Below are 15,569 nucleotides of genomic sequence, written 5' to 3'. Positions count from 1 at the left end.
GATCGTCAGTCGCCGGTGACCATCATGGCTGAAATCTCGGCCTCGGCCGCCTTGGTACCTTCGACCAGGGCTTCGCAGGCGAATTTGAGCAGGTTGCCGCGCTTCTTGATTTTCTTGACATGGATCTTCAACTGGTCGCCGGGAACGACCGGTTTGCGGAATTTGGCGTTGTCGATGGTCAGGAAATAGACCAGCGAGGGCTTCGACGCCCCGAGGCTGCGGATACAAATGGCGCCCGCCGTCTGCGCCATGGCCTCGACGATCAGCACACCTGGCATCACCGGCTGCTCCGGGAAATGACCCTGAAAATGCGGCTCGTTTATGGTCACGTTCTTGATGCCGATGGCGGAGTCGTCGCCATCGATGTCGACGATGCGGTCGATCATGAGGAAGGGGTAACGGTGCGGCAGGAGCTTCATAAGCCCCAATATGTCGACCGCTTCCAGCGTTGTCGCCGCCACCATGTCAGCCATTGTCCTTGCCCTGCTTGCGTGCCCTGGCCATCGTGCGCAACATGGCTATCTCTCGCATGGCTTCCGCCATCGGCTGCGCCGGATAGCCACCCCATATCTCGCCGGCGGGAACATTGCTCATAAATCCACTTCTGGCGGCAAGCTTGGCACCTGTACCAATCGTCAGATGATCCGCAAGCCCGACGCCGCCGCCCATGGTGACATTGTCCCCCACCACCACGGAACCGGAAATACCCGAAAGCCCGGCTACTATGCAATTGCGACCGATGCGGACGTTATGGGCGATCTGCACGAGATTGTCGATCTTGGTGCCTTGCCCGATGATCGTATCGGACATGGCGCCGCGATCGACGGTGGAATTGGAGCCGATCTCGACATCGTCCTGGATGATGACCCGTCCGATCTGTGGAACACGTTCGGGACCCTTGGCGCCGCCGACAAAGCCAAAACCGTCCTGTCCAATCCTGGCGCCACCATGGATGATGACCCGATTGCCGATCAATGCGTACTGGATACTGGCGCCCGGGCCGACATAGCCGTCACGGCCAATCTGGCAGGACTGTCCGATGACGGCGTTTGGCGCAATGACGGTGCCGCTGCCGATCGAGACGCCTGGCCCGATGACCACGCCGGCTTCGATAACAGCGCCGGCTTCGACATGCGCTGTCGGATCGACGTGGGCATGAGGCGAAACACCGGTTTCACCGGTCATCGGCCCCGGCGTAGCGGCCGTGGGGAACAGCAGCCGACCGACCAGGGCGAATGCCTGTTGCGGCCGCGGATGGATGAGGACGGCGACGCTAGCCGGCGCCTTGTTTGCGAATTCCGCCGGACACAGGACCGCTGCCGCCCGCAGCGACGGCATCAGCGCCGAATTGCGCCTGCCGTCGACGAAAACGAGCGCGTTGGCGCCGCCTTCATTGGCTGGCGCCAACGCTTCGATCGAAACGTCGGATTGGCCGGAATCGACAAGCACCGAGCCAGTCAGATTCGCGACTTCGGCCGCCGTATACCGGCGTGATGGCGCGAAGAACACCGGATCGGTCATTCCAGAAGCTATATCCAGCTAGGTCGGAACATTTCTCCCGGATTCAAAACCCGGGAGCATCGTTGGCCGCCGATCAGAAGCGGGTCGATATGCCGAAGTTGAATTCCTGCACGTCGTCCGTGGCTTCCTTCCTGACCGGGATCGCATAGTCGATACGGATCGGCCCGAACGGCGAGGCCCACATCAGGCCGATACCGACCGAGGCGCGAAGCTTCATGTCGAGAGAAGCCTGATCGACACTCGTGTTGATCTTACTACCATAGAGAGTTGCTGCGTCTGCGAACACAGCGCCGCGCAAACCGAAACTCTCGGGAATAACCGGCAATGGGAACTGCGCTTCTGCCGAGGCGTTGAAATAGGTCACACCCCCCAGATGGTCACCCGTATTCGGGTCCACGGGACCGATGCCATTAAACGCAAAGCCACGGATCATGCGGTCAGTACTCTGGAATTGGTCAAAGATACGCAGATTACCGTCATTGCCATAACTCTCGACATGACCGGCGCCGCCCGAAATCAGCCCGACCAGATCAAGCTGCTCGGAGAGCGTCTGATAGATGCTGCCGCGCCCGGTGATCTTTACGAACTTCGCGTCACCACCAAGACCGGCAAGTTCGACCGTCGTGTTGGCATAAATGCCTTCATGCGGGTTCTTCATGTCGTCAATCGTGTTGTAGACCAGTCCCAAGCTGACCGACGACTTGATCCAAGGACTTTGAGCGATGCCGTCCAGGATGGCCGGTGAGATGTTACAGGTACCGTCGGGATCTACGTCGCTGGTAGGGCCACAGCCATCGTCGACCTTATACTTCTCCTGCGAGATGTTGTACGCCAATTGGGTCGTGATGCTGTTGGTGATGGGCAGTCCGAAGCGGATCGTCGCGCCGGTGGTGTCGCTGTCGTAGTTGTTGTTGTATTCCCGCGTCGACTTGTAGATGTCGAAGCCGGCGGCGATGCGCCGTCCGAGGAAATAGGGCTCGGTGAAGGACAGGCTGTAGTCGCGCGAGTTCTTGCCGCCACCCGCGGACACCTTGATGAACTGGCCACGGCCGAGGAAGTTGCGCTCGGTGATCGATCCCTCGACCGATGGTCCGGCCGTGTCGCCACCGGTCGAATAGCCGGCACCAACCGAGAATTCACCCGTCGACTTCTCGACCACATCGACCACCAGCACGACCTGATCAGGGGCCGAGCCAGGCACGGTCGAAATATCGACTTTGTCAAAGTAATTGAGGTCTTCCAGACGCTTCTTCGCGCGCTGGATGAGCACCTGGTTGAACGCGTCGCCTTCACTGACATCGAATTCGCGGCGAATGACATAGTCACGCGTCCGATCGTTGCCGCGGATCTCGATGCGCTCGACATAGGCCTTGGTGCCCTGGTCGACCGTGTAGACCACCGAAATCGTATGGTTCTCGAAGTTGCGATCGCCACGCGGCGTCACCTGCGCGAATGCGTAGCCGGAACCGGCCACCTTCTCGGTCAAGGCAATGATCGAGTCTTCGACATTCTTGGCGTTGTAGACATCGCCCTTGTGTGTTTCCACCACCGATTCCAGCGACTTGGAGTCCACTTCCGGGATCGTGCTTTCGACGCTGATGTCGCCGAAAGTATAGCGCTCGCCTTCCTGGACGGTGATGGTAACCGTGTATTTGTTGGTCGCATTGTCGAGCTCGCCGACAGCGGACACGACCTGGAAATCAGCATAGCCGTGATTATAGTAGAAGCGGCGCAGCAGTTCCTGGTCGGCGCGCAGCTTGTCTTCATCATAAACGTCGTCGCGGAGGATGAACGAGACCCAGGATGAGCGCTTGGTATTGATCACGTCCGACAGGCGGCGGCTGGAATAGGCGCTGTTGCCGACGAAATTGATTGCCGCGATCTGAGTGCGATCGCCTTCGGTGACGTGGAACACCACATTCACGCGGTTGTCGCCGAGCTCCATGATCTGCGCGGTCACGCCGGCATCGTCACGGCCGATGCGCCTGTAAGCGGCCTTGACCGCCTCAACGTCCGAATCGAGCGTAGCCTGGGAGAACGTGCCGCGCGGCTTCAGCTGAACCGCTGCCTGAAGCGCGTTGTCCTTGAGCTTCTTGTTGCCCTGGAACAGCACCTGGTTGACGACCTTGTATTCCGAAACCTTGACGACCAGGGTCGAGCCGACCTGGTTGATCTGGACATCCGAGAACAGGCCGGTGCCGAACAGCGCCTTGACCGCGCTATCGACATCGGAGCTGGAGAAGGCCTTGCCGGGCTTGATGGTGATGTAGTTGCGGATGGTATCGGCGTCGACACGCTGGTTGCCGCTCACCTCCACCCTGCTTACGACAGCGGCTTCGGCCGCCGATGTGGCAACGAACTGCACTGCGAGCGCACCGGGTACGACCAGAGCGGCGGACAGTGCCGCCGCTGACGCGGCGTTTAGAAACTTGGATGCTGCCTTCATCGGGCTTAATAACCTTTTCTCGTAGTCCCCACGGCGAGAAAACCGGACGTGCGGTCATTTCCCCTACCGTATTAACCGGATTTTCCCTACACGCAAGGCTTCTGGTTAATTTGTATTTACTTAACCCTGTTGCGTGGCTTTCGCGTCACTCATATCCCCGTGCATGGTAAACGGCGTCTCAACATCGACCATGCCCAGGCCAAATTCCTTCATGATTTCAGCACCCAAAGAGATCGTTCCAGAACACGAACGCCATGAAGCACAGCACCAGAAGCAAACCGGCCCGATAGGCCATTTCCATCATCCGTTCCGACACCGGCCGGCGGATGACGGCCTCCACCCCGTAGAACAACAGATGGCCGCCGTCGAGGGGGGGAATCGGCAAAAGGTTTAGAATGCCTATCCCCACGGAGAGCAGCGCGACAAGCTGCACCAGCCACTCGAAACCGAGTTTGGCAGCCTTGCCGGCCATGCCTGCGATCTTGACCGGACCACCCAGCTGGCACTTGTCCTCGCGCCCCACGACGAAGCGCTGCAGAAACTGGCCCGTGCGCTCGATGACATGGCCCGTTTCCTCAACGGCCGCCGCAACGGCTCCCACCGGGGTGTATGTGATGAGACGAGGCTGGCCGAGTTCCTTGTTGTTGACGACGCCGATCACCGCAACCTTGATCTTGTTGCCGAGCGCGTCCTCTTGTTCCATCAGGTGCGGCGTCGCGGTCACCGTGACCTCCTTGCCGCCGCGCAGCATGACGAAGGTGATGGTGTCGCCGGCCCGGCCCGAGACCAGCCGCTGCACGTCTCCGAAGGTTTCGACCTTGCTGCCGTCGACGCTGACGAATCGGTCGCCAGGCAAAATGCCTGCCTTGGCCGCGGGACTCTCGGCGGTAACCTCCGCCACCATGGGCTCCGCGACATAACGCCCATAGGAGGCAAACAGCACGGAAAAGACGACGATCGTCAGCAGGAAGTTGAACAGCGGCCCGGCCGCCACCGTTGCCGCGCGCTTCCAGATCGCCTGGGTGTGGAAGGCAACCTTGCGTTCCTGGTCGGTCAGCGTTTCGAGCTCGTCCGATGTCGGCTTGCTGGAGGTGGCACTCATGTCGCCGACAAACTTGACATAGCCGCCAAGCGGTATGGCGCAGAGCTTCCAGCGCGTGCCGTGCCTGTCGTTGAAGCCTATGAGCTCCGGACCGAAGCCGATCGAGAAGGCCCTGACCCCGATGCCGCACCAGCGGCCGACGAGGTAGTGGCCCATCTCGTGAACGAACACCACCACGGTCAGTACGAAGAGAAACGGCACGAGCGTGCCGAGAAAGAGGCCCTCCGTGCTGAAAATCGCGTGAAGAATCTCGTTCAACTCAAGCCCTCAAGTTCTTCCGCGGTCGCTGCGTGACTGTGACATCAATACAGGCGAATCCAAGGCACGTCCGCGCCAGATCGTGGAATGACACCATTCAAATGGCAAACAGCCCCTGCGCCGGATGGTCGGCGCCCGCCGAAATCCAACCGATGACGTATAGGGCAAGAGCGGCCGCGACAAGCCCGTCGACACGATCCATGATGCCGCCATGGCCAGGAATGAGCACGCCCGAATCCTTGCGGCCGTGCCGCCGTTTGACCCAGGATTCAAACAGGTCGCCAGCCTGGGCGACAACGGACAGCACCAGCGCCACAAGGCCGAGCAACGCCAGGTTGCCGGCGCCGGCAATGGCTGCCAGCAGAAGTCCCGCGACGACGCCACCGACCGCCCCGCCGAACGCGCCGCTGCGCGTCTTGCCTGGCGAAATCGAGGGCGCCAGTTTGGGCCCGCCGACGGCGCGCCCGACGAAATAGGCGAAGATGTCGGTCGCCCAGACGACCGCGAACAGGAACAGGATGGCCACGAAGCCCGAATGGTCGCCGTCGCGCAGCAGGGCAAGCGACAGACCCGACACGCAGGCATAGGCAAGGCCGCCAGCGTCCCACTGGTCGATCCTGCGAATTCCCGCGGTGGTCGCCGTTATCGCAACCAGAATCACCAGGAGCGGCAGCAGCCACAATGCGGACAGGCCGGCAATCAAGGCACCGACGAAAATGACCATCAGCGCTTCCGGCAGGAAGCCAAGCCCGTCGGCCGCGGCGGGCCGCGACATGCGTGTCCATTCATAAAAGATCATTGCCGCCATGACGGCGCACAGCAGCCGGAAAGGCAGGCCGCCAAGCCAGGTCAGGCCAAGGGCCGCGATAGCGAGCACGACCGCCGAAATCACACGTAGCTGAAGGTTGCTCATCCCGCGGCCGGTCGCGACGCGACGTCTTGCGGGTCCAGTCCGCCGAAGCGGCGCTCGCGGCCGGCATATTCGCGTAGAGCCTCGGCGAGGTGCTCGCGATTGAAGTCCGGCCAGTAGCACGGCAGGAAGACGAGCTCGCTGTAGGCGGCCTGCCACAAGAGGAAGTTGGACAGGCGAAGCTCGCCGCTGGTGCGGATGACCAGCTCCGGATCGGGAATGCCTTGCGTGTCGAGAGAGCCGGCAAAGCTTTCGGCGGTGATCGCCTCGCTGTCGATTTCACCGCGCGCCACCGCCTCCGCGAGCTTACGCGCCGTGCGCACGATCTCGTCGCGCCCGCCATAATTGAAGGCGATCACCAGCGTCAGCGAGGTGTTGTGGATCGTCAGCGATTCGGCTTCCTCGAGCAGTCCCCTGATGTCCGCCTGCAGCCCTGCCCGGTCGCCGATGATCCTGACCCGCACGCCGCTCTGGTGCAGCTCGGCAAGGTCGCGACGGATGAACAGCTTCAACAGCCCCATAAGGTCGCTGACCTCGGACTTCGGCCGTGACCAGTTCTCCGACGAGAAAGCATAGACGGTCAGGAAGGAGATACCGAGACCGGGGGCGGCACGCACGGCCTTGCGCAGCGCCTCGACACCGGCGCGATGACCCGCGAGCCTCGGCATACCGCGCGCCTTGGCCCAGCGTCCATTTCCATCCATGATGATCGCGACATGCGCGGGCGTTGTCATGATCTCGCTTTCGGATCAGCCAAGGGCCAACCCTAAACCTGCATGATTTCAGCTTCCTTGTCGGAAAGCAGATGATCGATGGTGCTGATGGTCTCGTCGGTAAGTTTCTGGACCTGGTCGGAACGCTTGCGCTGATCGTCCTCGCTGATGTCGCCGTCCTTCTCCGCCTTCTTCAGGAAATCCATACCATCGCGACGCACATGGCGCGCGGCGACGCGCGCGTTCTCGGCATAGCCGTGCGAAATCTTGACCAGTTCCTTGCGGCGCTGTTCGTTGAGCTCCGGCAGCGGAATCCTCAGATTGGTGCCGTCGACGATCGGGTTGAAGCCCAGATTGGATTCCCGGATCGCGCGGTCGACCGCGCCGACCATCGACTTGTCCCAGACCGAGACCGAGATCATGCGCGGCTCCGGCACGGTGACGTTTGCCACCTGATTGATCGGCATGGTGGTGCCATAGGCTTGCACCTGGATCGCGTCGAGCAGGTTGCTGGAGGCGCGACCGGTCCGCAGCGAGGCCAGATCATGCTTGAACGCCGCGATTGCCCCATCCATGCGCCGCTTGAGATCGTCGTACTCACCACTCATTCTAGTCTCCTCGACCCGTCTGCCGCGGGTTCACTGCTTCGGGGCAAAGGCCCCGTGTTCGAGCCTGATCTCGAAACCCGGTTTCCCGGGATCAGGCCCGGATCACTCGTCCGCGACGACCGTACAGCGGCCGCCGCCCCTCAGAATATCGCCGAAACCACCTTCTTCGTGGATCGAATAGACGATTATCGGAATGTTGTTTTCGCGCGCAAGTGCAATCGCAGCCGTATCCATGATCGAAAGGCCGCGATTTATGACTTCGGCATGGCTGATGCGCTCGAAACGTGTCGCCCTTGGGTCCTTTTTCGGGTCGGCCGAATAGACGCCGTCGACCTGCGTGCCCTTGAACAACGCGTCGGCGCCGATTTCGGCCGCACGGAGCGCTGCGGCCGAATCGGTGGTGAAGAACGGATTGCCGGTGCCGCCGGCGAAGATCACCACCTTGCCCTGGTTCATGTAGGCGGTCGCCTGGCGCTGCGAAAAGCTCTCGCAAAGCTCAGGCATGGCAATCGCGGACAGCACGACGGCGTCGACGCCGATCTTGTTCAGCGATGTGCGCAGCGCCAGCGAATTGATGACAGTGGCAAGCATGCCCATATGGTCGCCAGTAACGCGGTCCCCACCCTTGGAGGCAACGGCCACGCCGCGAAAGATATTGCCGCCGCCAATGACGACACCCACCTCGATACCCAGCGCGCGCGCCTCGGCAATGTCGCCGGCGATGCGGTCCACGACCGAGACGTCGATGCCGAAATGCTGTTCGCCCATCAACGCTTCGCCCGAAGCTTTCAGCAGAACACGTCGATAGAGGGGCTTCACCGTCATCTGGTTCCTCGAAAATCCCGGCGCGGCAAGCTCTGAAGGGGAAAAAGGCCTCCTGCTTCGCCCGGCGGTGCTGTCATGACGGGTTGACCGGATACACGAAGGGCGCGGCGATGTCACGCCGCGCCCTTGTGCAAAATTCCAGGCTTTTTGGATCAGTTGCTGCTGATGGCAACAGCCTCGCCTTCGACCACGACCGGCAATGCATAACCGGACGGCTTGTCGCCGGTCACGACACCACCGGCGACACGGACCTGGATCTCGGGACCGAAATAGGAATGCGGGAACGGCGCCGGCGTGCCGCTCACCTTGTCCAGCCGCTGGCGAAGCGCGGGCGGTATCGAGAAATCGAGCGCGGCAAGATTGTCCTGCAACTGCGAAAGTCTCGTTGCCCCAAGGATGACGGTGGCGATTCCTGGCTGTGTCGCCACCCAGTTGAGCGCCACCTGAGCCATGCCGCGGCCGAGTTCGGCGGCGACTTTCTCCAACTCCGCCACAACAGCCCAGTTGTGATCCGTGAATTTCTGGAAGCCGGGATGGGTGGTGTTGCGGAAACCGTCGAGTCGGCCGGCATTGCCCGCTTGCGCCGGGCGGTATTTGCCGCTCAACAGGCCGCTGGCCAGCGGGCTCCAGACCATGATGCCGGCGCCATGACGTGTCCCGAACGGCACGAATTCATGCTCGATGGCACGCTCCGCCAGGGAGTATTCGAGCTGCAACGCCGAGATCGGCTCATAGCCGCGCAGTTCGGCGATCGCCTGAGCCCGCCCGGCATACCAGGCCGGCACGTCGGACAGGCCGATGTGACGTATCTTGCCTGCCCGAACCAGATCGTCGAGCGTACGCAGCACTTCCTCGGCCGGCGTCAGCCTGTCCCAGATATGCATGAGATAGAGATCGATGTAGTCGGTGCCCAGCCGCTTCAGCGAGGCGTCGACGGCACGCATGATATTCTTGCGGCCATTGCCGCCGGCATTCGGATTGCCGGGGTTCGAGTTCATGGTGAACTTGGTGGCGATCACCGCCTTGTCGCGCAAGCCTCGCTCGGCCACGAATTCACCGAGCCAGGTCTCGGCGGTGCCCCCGGTATAAAGGTCGGCGGTGTCGAAGAAATTGCCGCCGGCCTCGACATAGGCGTCGAACATCGCGCGCGCCGTATCCCGGTCCGCGCCCCAGCCCCATTCCGTGCCGAAGGTCATCGTGCCCAGCGCCAGCCGGCTGACGCGCAGGCCGCTGTTGCCGAGTGTGTAGTAGCTCATCGTCATTGTCTTTTCCGATCCTGATCCGGTTGATGCGGGCGTCATTGGCCCGGGGTCGTCTTGACCCAGGGATTGCCGCGTTCATGTGTCATGCGGAAGGTGAAGCCATCGACCTTCCAGGCGGTGCCAGAACGCGTCAGGTGGTGCTCATAGGTGCCCCAGACTTCCCAGAGTGGATCGCCATTGCCCTCCATCAGGTTCCAGGCATAGCCGTTCGACAGAACAGTCGCCGTGTCCGCCTCGAGGACGACCTGGTGATTGGTGCGCAGGTGCAGGCTGGTCTTGCTGCCCTTGAGATTGCCGGCCCAGGCGCCGATCAGATCGTCGGAGGCAATGTTGGCCGCGGGCTGCCCGGACAGGCTGCTGAAGTCTGCGGTGACCCGATCCGCGAAATAGCTGCGCGCGCGTTTCCAGTCCTGCGCGTCGACGGCGCGGTCGATGGCATCGGCGATACGGATCACGGCGCGTTCATCGGCAAGTGCCTGCCAGCCGGTCGGTTCGGCACCACCGGCATCGACGGGTGCCAAGGCAAGGCCTGCGGCGAAGGTAACGTGTTTCAAGGCATTCATTTCGCTTCTCCTTTGGTGAAGGTTTGCAAACGGACGGATGATCAGTCGGGGAGGTCCGCCTTCAGCCTTTTGACAGCGCGTCGACAACGACCTGGAACCGGCGCGGGTCGAAATAGTCGTGATAGGCGCAGATCAGGCCATTCTCGAAATGGAAGACGGCAATGTTGCTGTTGGTGTATTCGGTGCCGCCCACGAGCACGGCGCGGTTCCGGTATTCGACCACCACGGCTTCGGAGTCCGCGGCGGGATAGATGGCCGTCAGTTGCGATTCGAAGGTTTCGAAATTGCCGAACAGTCCCCTGAAGGCGGCCACGATCGCTGCCTTGCCGTCGATGCTGTCGCCAAATCCCGCCGGCGGATAGAAGACTATGATGCGGCCATCCTCGGCCCAGAGTTCACTCCAACTGTCGATATCCTTGCGGTGCATCAGGTCAAAGAAGCTGTGTACCGTCTGGAGGTTGCGGGCTTGTCTGGAATGAAGGTCGGACATCGGAGGCTCCTTGCTGTCTGATGCTTGCTGTTCGATGCCGTCTTAAATGGTCCGCTTTTGCCTCCTCGATAAGATTGCATGATTTGCATGGACCGTGCGATATGGTTCATGAATGGACCGAGACCTGCTCACCCACCTGCCTGTCATTGTAGCCGTTGCGCGGCGCGGCGGCTTCGCACTTGCCGCGGCGGAACTCGGGATGAGCCCGTCGGCGGTCAGCCATGCGATGCGGCTCGTGGAGGAGCGTATCGGCCAGCCGCTGTTTGCGCGCACGACGCGCAGCGTTTCGCTCACCGAGGCCGGCAAGGCGCTGGTGGAAACGGCGGCCCCTGCCCTCCAGGATATTGCCGAGCGGATGGACCGCATCCGCAGCGACAAGGGCAGGCCGTCTGGCCTGCTCAGGATCAACGCCTCCAACATCGCGATTCCATTGGCGGTGACGCCGGTCGTCGCCGCGATGGCCGAGCGCTATCCCGACATTACGGTCGAGATTTTTGCCGATCAGGGATTGGTCGACATCGTCGGCGAAGGTTTCGACGCCGGCGTCCGGCTCGGCGAGATGATCGCGCAGGACATGGTTGCCATCCGCCTGACGCAGCCCTTCAAAGTCGTCATCGTCGCCTCTCCCGCCTATATCGGGCGACGTGGCCGTCCGCGCCGAGTAGCCGATCTCGCGAACCACAATTGCATCGGGTACCGGCTTGTCCGCTCGGGGGCTCTCTATCGCTGGGATTTGACCGAGGATGGCAAGGATGTGGTCATGGAAACCAGCGGTACGGCCATCGTGACGGATTCGCTCGCCGCCATTGATCTGGCGCTCGCTGGCGTCGGCCTCGCCTATATGTTCGAGCCGCTGGCCCGCGCGGATCTGGCAGCCGGGCGCCTGGTGCAGGTTCTGCCGCAATCAGCGATCGAGGAACCCGGCCTTTTCCTCTACTTCCCGCGCCGCGCGGCGATGGCGCCGAAGCTCAGGGCGTTTATCGATACCGCAAACGAAATCGGCCGGGCATCCCTGCGGACGCCCGGCCGAAAAACACAGTCGGAATAAAGCGGTAGGACGCTTACTTCTTGACCGCCGCCGCGACTTCCGCGGCGAAATCGGACTCTTCCTTCTCGATGCCCTCGCCGAGCGCGAAGCGCAGATAGGCCGTGATCTTGGCCGGCGCGCCGATTTCCTTTTCGGCATCCTTCAGCGCCTTCTCGACAGTGATGTCGGGGTTGAGCACGAAGGCCTGCTTCAAGAGCACGACTTCCTCATAGAACTTGCGCAGGCGACCCTCGACCATCTTTTCGATGATGGCTTCCGGCTTGCCGGACTGGCGCGCCTGGTCGGAGAAGATTGCCTTCTCACGCTCGACCGCTGCCGGGTCGATCTGTTCGGCGGTCAGCGCCATCGGGTTGGTGGCGGCGACATGCATGGCGACCTGGCGGCCAAAGGCATTGGCGGCGTGCTCGTTGCCGGTAGTCTCGATCGCGACCAGCACGCCGAGCTTGCCAAGGCCATCGGCAACCGAATTGTGGACGTAGGTCGCAACCGCGCCATGCGGCACGGTCAGCTTGGCCGAGCGACGGAAGCCCAGGTTCTCGCCAATGGTGCCGACAGCGTCCTTGATGGTGTCGGTGACCGACTTGTCCGAACCCGGATACTTCGCGGCGGCCACGGCCTCTGTCGTGCCATAGGCAAGCGCCACCTTGGCGACGTTGGCGACGATTTCCTGGAAGGCGGCATTGCGGGCGACGAAATCAGTCTCGGAATTCACCTCGACGACGGCGGCTTCGCGCACGCCGTTGTCGACGCCGATCAGGCCTTCGGCGGCGGTGCGGCCGGCCTTCTTGTCGGCCTTGGAGATGCCCTTCTTGCGCAGCCAGTCAACGGCTTCTTCCATGTTGCCGTTGGTCTCGTTCAACGCCGCCTTGCAGTCCATCATGCCCGCGCCGGTCAAGTCGCGGAGTTCTTTGACCTGTGCAGCCGAAATGCTCATTATCGCCTCTTTGTTTAAATGCACCGACGCACCATCGTTATTTGATGGTGCGTCTGTTTAGCGTGCCAAAATATGAGAAAGATGAAGGCCGCAAACCGGCCTTCGACTATCAAGCCTCTGGGGCTTCCGACGCCGGAGCCGGATCGAGCGCCGGCTCGACCGGAGCTTCGACCGAAGCGCCGATATCCATGCCGAGCGCGCCCTGCTGACGGGCGATGCCGTCAATCGCGGCCTTGGCGATCAGATCGCAATAAAGCTGGATGGCGCGGGCCGCGTCGTCATTGCCGGGGATCGGGAAATCGATCTTGTCCGGATCGCAGTTCGAATCGATGATGGCAACGACCGGGATGCCCAGGCGCTTGGCCTCGAGGATGGCGATCGCTTCCTTGTTGGTGTCGATCACGAACATCAGGTCGGGCGTCGAGCCCATGTCCTTGATACCGCCGAGCGCCTTGTCGAGCTTCTCGCGCTCGCGGTCGAGGTTCAGGCGTTCCTTCTTGGTCAGGCCTTGCGCCTCGCCGGCCAGCATCTCGTCGAGCTTGCGCAGGCGCTGGATCGAGTTCGAGATCGTCTTCCAGTTGGTCAGCATGCCGCCGAGCCAACGCGAATTGACGTAGTACTGGGCCGAACGCTGCGCGGCATCGGCGACGATGTCGGACGCCTGGCGCTTGGTGCCGACGAACAGCACGCGGCCGCCCTTGGCAACGGTGTCGGAAACCTGCTTCAGCGCCTGGTGCAGCAAAGGCACCGTCTGCGAGAGGTCGATGATGTGGATGTTGTTGCGGGCGCCGTAGATGTAGGGCGCCATCTTCGGGTTCCAGCGGTGGGTCTGGTGGCCGAAGTGAATGCCAGCTTCCAAAAGCTGGCGCATGCTGAAATCAGGCAGTGCCATTCTCATTTCCTTTCCGGTTAGCCTCCACGGACACAGGCATTTTTTGGACGAAGTCCTCGAACGCCACCGGAGGTTTCAGCCGGATTTCTCCCGGGCAGACACCAAAGTCCGTGTGTGGAATGAGCGGGCATATAGAGGGGAAGCGCGATAAACGCAAGCCGTGTGACGCTTTCCGCTCAGCGTGCGGCAATCAGCGCTCCGGTGCCTATCATGGCACTGCCGGCGAACCTGTTCATCAGTCGCATGCGCCGGGGCGTCCTGAACCAGCCCGAGGCCCGGCCCGCAAGTACCGCATAGACACCCATGGTGAGGATATTGACGCTGATGACGACGGCCACCACCAGCAGGCCATCGACAAACGTCAGCGTGTCGAGATCGAGGATCAGCGGCATGATCGAGGCATGGAACAGGATCGCCTTCGGGTTCCCCAGCGCAATGGACGCGCCAAGGAAGAAGAACCGCGACAATCTCGCCTGTGCCGTCTGCGGCCCGTTCGGTTGCGTGGCCGAGGCCCGCCACATCCTGATGCCGAGAAAAATCAGGTAGGCGGCGCCTGCATATTTAAGCAGGAGGAATATCCATTCGAATGTCTGGGCCAGGGCTACCAGCCCGAGCAGTGCCAGAGTGACCAGCACGGCATCGCCGGCGGCGACCCCCACGCCGGCCATGAAGGCGCGAAGAAAACCACGCGACACGCCATTGGTGATGACCGTGAACATCGCTGGCCCCGGTGTGGCGGCGGCGAGTGTGACGGCTGCGCAATACGCGAAAAATGCCGTTGGAGTCATGACCGGGCCTTTCCGTTGGGTACCCGCACGCGCCTGAAGATCGCGACGATCTCCTCGCGGCTGCATTCGATGGCGCCGAGCCGCACCGCGCGGTCGCGCTCGAAACCGGTTATGTCATAGTGTGGCGCCGATGTCCTGGGCGGCCCCTGGTAGGACGAGCGCTTCACGCCAAGCCGGGATGCGAACCGATGCAGTTCTTCGGTGTCGTCGGCCATCAAATGGCACCAGCGATGGCCTGCCCACTTCCAGATCGCCGCATCGACATAGACCGCCATCAAGCCCGGCCAGTTCACTTGCGCATCGCTGCTACTTCGATACGGGACAAGGCTTTGTCTGGTCGAACAGCGACAGGTTGACCAGCTTGCCGGTCATGGAGAAGTCGCCATAGTCCATGACAAGATCGCGGGTGATGCCGTTTTCGTGCAGCTTGAAGCTGATCCGGTATTCCGGCACTTCCTCGCCCTTCTGGGCACTGTCGTCGAAATAGGCGATGTCGACCGGCCAATATTTGTCGGTGGCAAGCTTCGCCAGTGCCGGCGCTTCCGGATCGGCCTTGTCGGCTTCGGTCTTCTTGCCGACCACAACCGTGGTCGTCATCACCTTGTTGGCGTCCTCCGACCCGTCGAACAGGTTGGTTTGATAGAAGTTTTCGCCTTTTTCGGCCTTGCCGATCAACTCGACCAGATGCTGGGTCGGAAACTGGGTGGCCGCGAGTTCAAGACTGTTCTTCTCCGGCTTGTCGATATCGACCTTCAGCCCCTTGGCATTCTTTGTCGCGACGCCCTTGACCTCCTTGTCGAGGTTCTGGTCGACGAAGGACTTCGTTACGAAAGAAAACACCTTGCCTTCCGCGTCCTCGAAGGTGGTGGTCTGCTGGTCGGTCAGCTTCGTGTTGTCGCTGGTCGCGATCTGGGTGACGAAACGGAATTTCACCGTGTAGCCTTCGCAGGCCGAGCCGTTAAACTCGTAGACCATGCGGCCGGTGATACCGGTGATGCCGGATCGATCATCCGCCTTCTTGAGGGTGAGATCGTAGACGGCGCGATGCGCCTGCAGCGCCGGTACGGCGAAAGCGGAGCCCACAGGGAACAGCGCCGACAACAGAACGGCGTGGAATGCAAGGCGCGCTGCGCGCATGAGGTACTCCAATCGTCGCGGCTGATGGCAAGGCCGCAGGGAAAGATGGTCCAGCTTAAAAAAAGTCGTGGC

The 15,569-nt window shown here is 61.7% G+C and carries 17 protein-coding genes; 1 reads left to right on the top strand and 16 read right to left on the bottom strand.

The window, feature by feature from the left end; translation table 11 throughout:
• Positions 1-5: 5 nt before the first annotated feature.
• From fabZ to O7A60_RS14340, 11 genes are all read right to left on the bottom strand, one after another.
• On the bottom strand, positions 6-473 hold the full coding sequence (gene fabZ / locus O7A60_RS14390; RefSeq protein WP_015317790.1) for a 3-hydroxyacyl-ACP dehydratase FabZ: 468 nt from the start codon (positions 471-473) through the stop codon (positions 6-8).
• Positions 466-1,521, bottom strand: coding sequence for a UDP-3-O-(3-hydroxymyristoyl)glucosamine N-acyltransferase (lpxD, locus tag O7A60_RS14385; protein ID WP_027142622.1), 1,056 nt, complete (start codon positions 1,519-1,521; stop codon positions 466-468). The genes fabZ and lpxD overlap by 8 nt, the downstream gene beginning before the upstream one ends.
• A 73-nt stretch (positions 1,522-1,594) precedes the next feature.
• On the bottom strand, positions 1,595-3,967 hold the full coding sequence (gene bamA, locus O7A60_RS14380; RefSeq protein ID WP_337106865.1) for an outer membrane protein assembly factor BamA: 2,373 nt from the start codon (positions 3,965-3,967) through the stop codon (positions 1,595-1,597).
• A gap of 217 nt (positions 3,968-4,184) precedes the next feature.
• Positions 4,185-5,327: an RIP metalloprotease RseP gene (gene rseP / locus O7A60_RS14375; RefSeq protein WP_337106864.1), complete on the bottom strand. Its 1,143-nt coding sequence runs from the start codon at positions 5,325-5,327 to the stop codon at positions 4,185-4,187.
• Positions 5,328-5,424: 97 nt separating this feature from the next.
• A complete protein-coding gene (locus tag O7A60_RS14370; protein WP_337106863.1) occupies positions 5,425-6,240 on the bottom strand; it encodes a phosphatidate cytidylyltransferase in 816 nt (271 codons plus the stop codon).
• Positions 6,237-6,971: an isoprenyl transferase gene (locus O7A60_RS14365; RefSeq protein ID WP_027142618.1), complete on the bottom strand. Its 735-nt coding sequence runs from the start codon at positions 6,969-6,971 to the stop codon at positions 6,237-6,239. The genes O7A60_RS14370 and O7A60_RS14365 overlap by 4 nt, the downstream gene beginning before the upstream one ends.
• Positions 6,972-7,003: 32 nt before the next feature.
• The gene (frr, locus tag O7A60_RS14360; RefSeq protein WP_027142617.1) at positions 7,004-7,558 is read right to left on the bottom strand and encodes a ribosome recycling factor; all 555 of its coding nucleotides are present in this window, start codon (positions 7,556-7,558) and stop codon (positions 7,004-7,006) included.
• Between the two features lie 102 nt (positions 7,559-7,660).
• Positions 7,661-8,383: a UMP kinase gene (gene pyrH, locus O7A60_RS14355; RefSeq protein ID WP_337106862.1), complete on the bottom strand. Its 723-nt coding sequence runs from the start codon at positions 8,381-8,383 to the stop codon at positions 7,661-7,663.
• A 152-nt stretch (positions 8,384-8,535) separates the two neighbouring features.
• A complete protein-coding gene (locus tag O7A60_RS14350; protein ID WP_337106861.1) occupies positions 8,536-9,645 on the bottom strand; it encodes an aldo/keto reductase in 1,110 nt (369 codons plus the stop codon).
• A 35-nt stretch (positions 9,646-9,680) separates the two neighbouring features.
• Positions 9,681-10,208: a nuclear transport factor 2 family protein gene (locus O7A60_RS14345; protein ID WP_140505476.1), complete on the bottom strand. Its 528-nt coding sequence runs from the start codon at positions 10,206-10,208 to the stop codon at positions 9,681-9,683.
• 61 nt (positions 10,209-10,269) lie between these two features.
• Positions 10,270-10,698, bottom strand: coding sequence for a nuclear transport factor 2 family protein (locus O7A60_RS14340; RefSeq protein WP_027142613.1), 429 nt, complete (start codon positions 10,696-10,698; stop codon positions 10,270-10,272).
• A 112-nt stretch (positions 10,699-10,810) separates the two neighbouring features.
• Here O7A60_RS14340 and O7A60_RS14335 point away from each other — a divergent pair, with 112 nt between their 5' ends.
• The gene (locus O7A60_RS14335; protein ID WP_337106860.1) at positions 10,811-11,746 is read left to right on the top strand and encodes a LysR family transcriptional regulator; all 936 of its coding nucleotides are present in this window, start codon (positions 10,811-10,813) and stop codon (positions 11,744-11,746) included.
• Positions 11,747-11,759: 13 nt separating this feature from the next.
• Here O7A60_RS14335 and tsf read toward each other — a convergent pair whose 3' ends face one another.
• The 5 genes from tsf to O7A60_RS14310 form a co-directional block, all read right to left on the bottom strand.
• Positions 11,760-12,680 carry a translation elongation factor Ts gene (gene tsf, locus O7A60_RS14330; protein WP_027142611.1) on the bottom strand — a complete coding sequence of 307 codons (921 nt, stop codon included), beginning with the start codon at positions 12,678-12,680 and terminating at the stop codon, positions 11,760-11,762.
• Between the two features lie 109 nt (positions 12,681-12,789).
• Positions 12,790-13,572, bottom strand: a complete 783-nt coding sequence (rpsB, locus tag O7A60_RS14325) for a 30S ribosomal protein S2 (protein WP_140505484.1) — start codon at positions 13,570-13,572, stop codon at positions 12,790-12,792.
• Positions 13,573-13,748: 176 nt separating this feature from the next.
• Positions 13,749-14,360 (bottom strand): LysE family translocator, encoded by a 612-nt coding sequence (locus tag O7A60_RS14320; protein ID WP_337106859.1) that lies wholly within the window; start codon positions 14,358-14,360, stop codon positions 13,749-13,751.
• Positions 14,357-14,635, bottom strand: coding sequence for a DUF4031 domain-containing protein (locus O7A60_RS14315; RefSeq protein WP_027142608.1), 279 nt, complete (start codon positions 14,633-14,635; stop codon positions 14,357-14,359). The genes O7A60_RS14320 and O7A60_RS14315 overlap by 4 nt, the downstream gene beginning before the upstream one ends.
• A 31-nt stretch (positions 14,636-14,666) precedes the next feature.
• The gene (locus O7A60_RS14310; protein WP_027142607.1) at positions 14,667-15,497 is read right to left on the bottom strand and encodes a cell envelope integrity EipB family protein; all 831 of its coding nucleotides are present in this window, start codon (positions 15,495-15,497) and stop codon (positions 14,667-14,669) included.
• Positions 15,498-15,569: the final 72 nt, after the last annotated feature.

The sequence above is a fragment of the Mesorhizobium salmacidum (SeqCode) genome (assembly GCF_037179605.1).
GTDB lineage: Bacteria > Pseudomonadota > Alphaproteobacteria > Rhizobiales > Rhizobiaceae > Mesorhizobium > Mesorhizobium salmacidum.
Note: the sequence above shows the minus strand (reverse complement) of the source record. Positions and strands in the feature narration are given on the sequence as shown.

What these genes read in the sequence shown, in the direction of transcription:
- fabZ (WP_015317790.1), bottom strand. Translation starts at nt 473, where the DNA reads ATGGCTGACATGGTGGCGGCGACAACGCTGGAAGCGGTCGACATATTG.
- lpxD (WP_027142622.1), bottom strand. Translation starts at nt 1,521, where the DNA reads ATGACCGATCCGGTGTTCTTCGCGCCATCACGCCGGTATACGGCGGCC.
- bamA (WP_337106865.1), bottom strand. Translation starts at nt 3,967, where the DNA reads ATGAAGGCAGCATCCAAGTTTCTAAACGCCGCGTCAGCGGCGGCACTG.
- O7A60_RS14370 (WP_337106863.1), bottom strand. Translation starts at nt 6,240, where the DNA reads ATGAGCAACCTTCAGCTACGTGTGATTTCGGCGGTCGTGCTCGCTATC.
- O7A60_RS14365 (WP_027142618.1), bottom strand. Translation starts at nt 6,971, where the DNA reads ATGACAACGCCCGCGCATGTCGCGATCATCATGGATGGAAATGGACGC.
- frr (WP_027142617.1), bottom strand. Translation starts at nt 7,558, where the DNA reads ATGAGTGGTGAGTACGACGATCTCAAGCGGCGCATGGATGGGGCAATC.
- pyrH (WP_337106862.1), bottom strand. Translation starts at nt 8,383, where the DNA reads ATGACGGTGAAGCCCCTCTATCGACGTGTTCTGCTGAAAGCTTCGGGC.
- O7A60_RS14350 (WP_337106861.1), bottom strand. Translation starts at nt 9,645, where the DNA reads ATGACGATGAGCTACTACACACTCGGCAACAGCGGCCTGCGCGTCAGC.
- O7A60_RS14345 (WP_140505476.1), bottom strand. Translation starts at nt 10,208, where the DNA reads ATGAATGCCTTGAAACACGTTACCTTCGCCGCAGGCCTTGCCTTGGCA.
- O7A60_RS14340 (WP_027142613.1), bottom strand. Translation starts at nt 10,698, where the DNA reads ATGTCCGACCTTCATTCCAGACAAGCCCGCAACCTCCAGACGGTACAC.
- O7A60_RS14335 (WP_337106860.1), top strand. Translation starts at nt 10,811, where the DNA reads ATGGACCGAGACCTGCTCACCCACCTGCCTGTCATTGTAGCCGTTGCG.
- tsf (WP_027142611.1), bottom strand. Translation starts at nt 12,680, where the DNA reads ATGAGCATTTCGGCTGCACAGGTCAAAGAACTCCGCGACTTGACCGGC.
- rpsB (WP_140505484.1), bottom strand. Translation starts at nt 13,572, where the DNA reads ATGGCACTGCCTGATTTCAGCATGCGCCAGCTTTTGGAAGCTGGCATT.
- O7A60_RS14320 (WP_337106859.1), bottom strand. Translation starts at nt 14,360, where the DNA reads ATGACTCCAACGGCATTTTTCGCGTATTGCGCAGCCGTCACACTCGCC.
- O7A60_RS14315 (WP_027142608.1), bottom strand. Translation starts at nt 14,635, where the DNA reads ATGGCGGTCTATGTCGATGCGGCGATCTGGAAGTGGGCAGGCCATCGC.
- O7A60_RS14310 (WP_027142607.1), bottom strand. Translation starts at nt 15,497, where the DNA reads ATGCGCGCAGCGCGCCTTGCATTCCACGCCGTTCTGTTGTCGGCGCTG.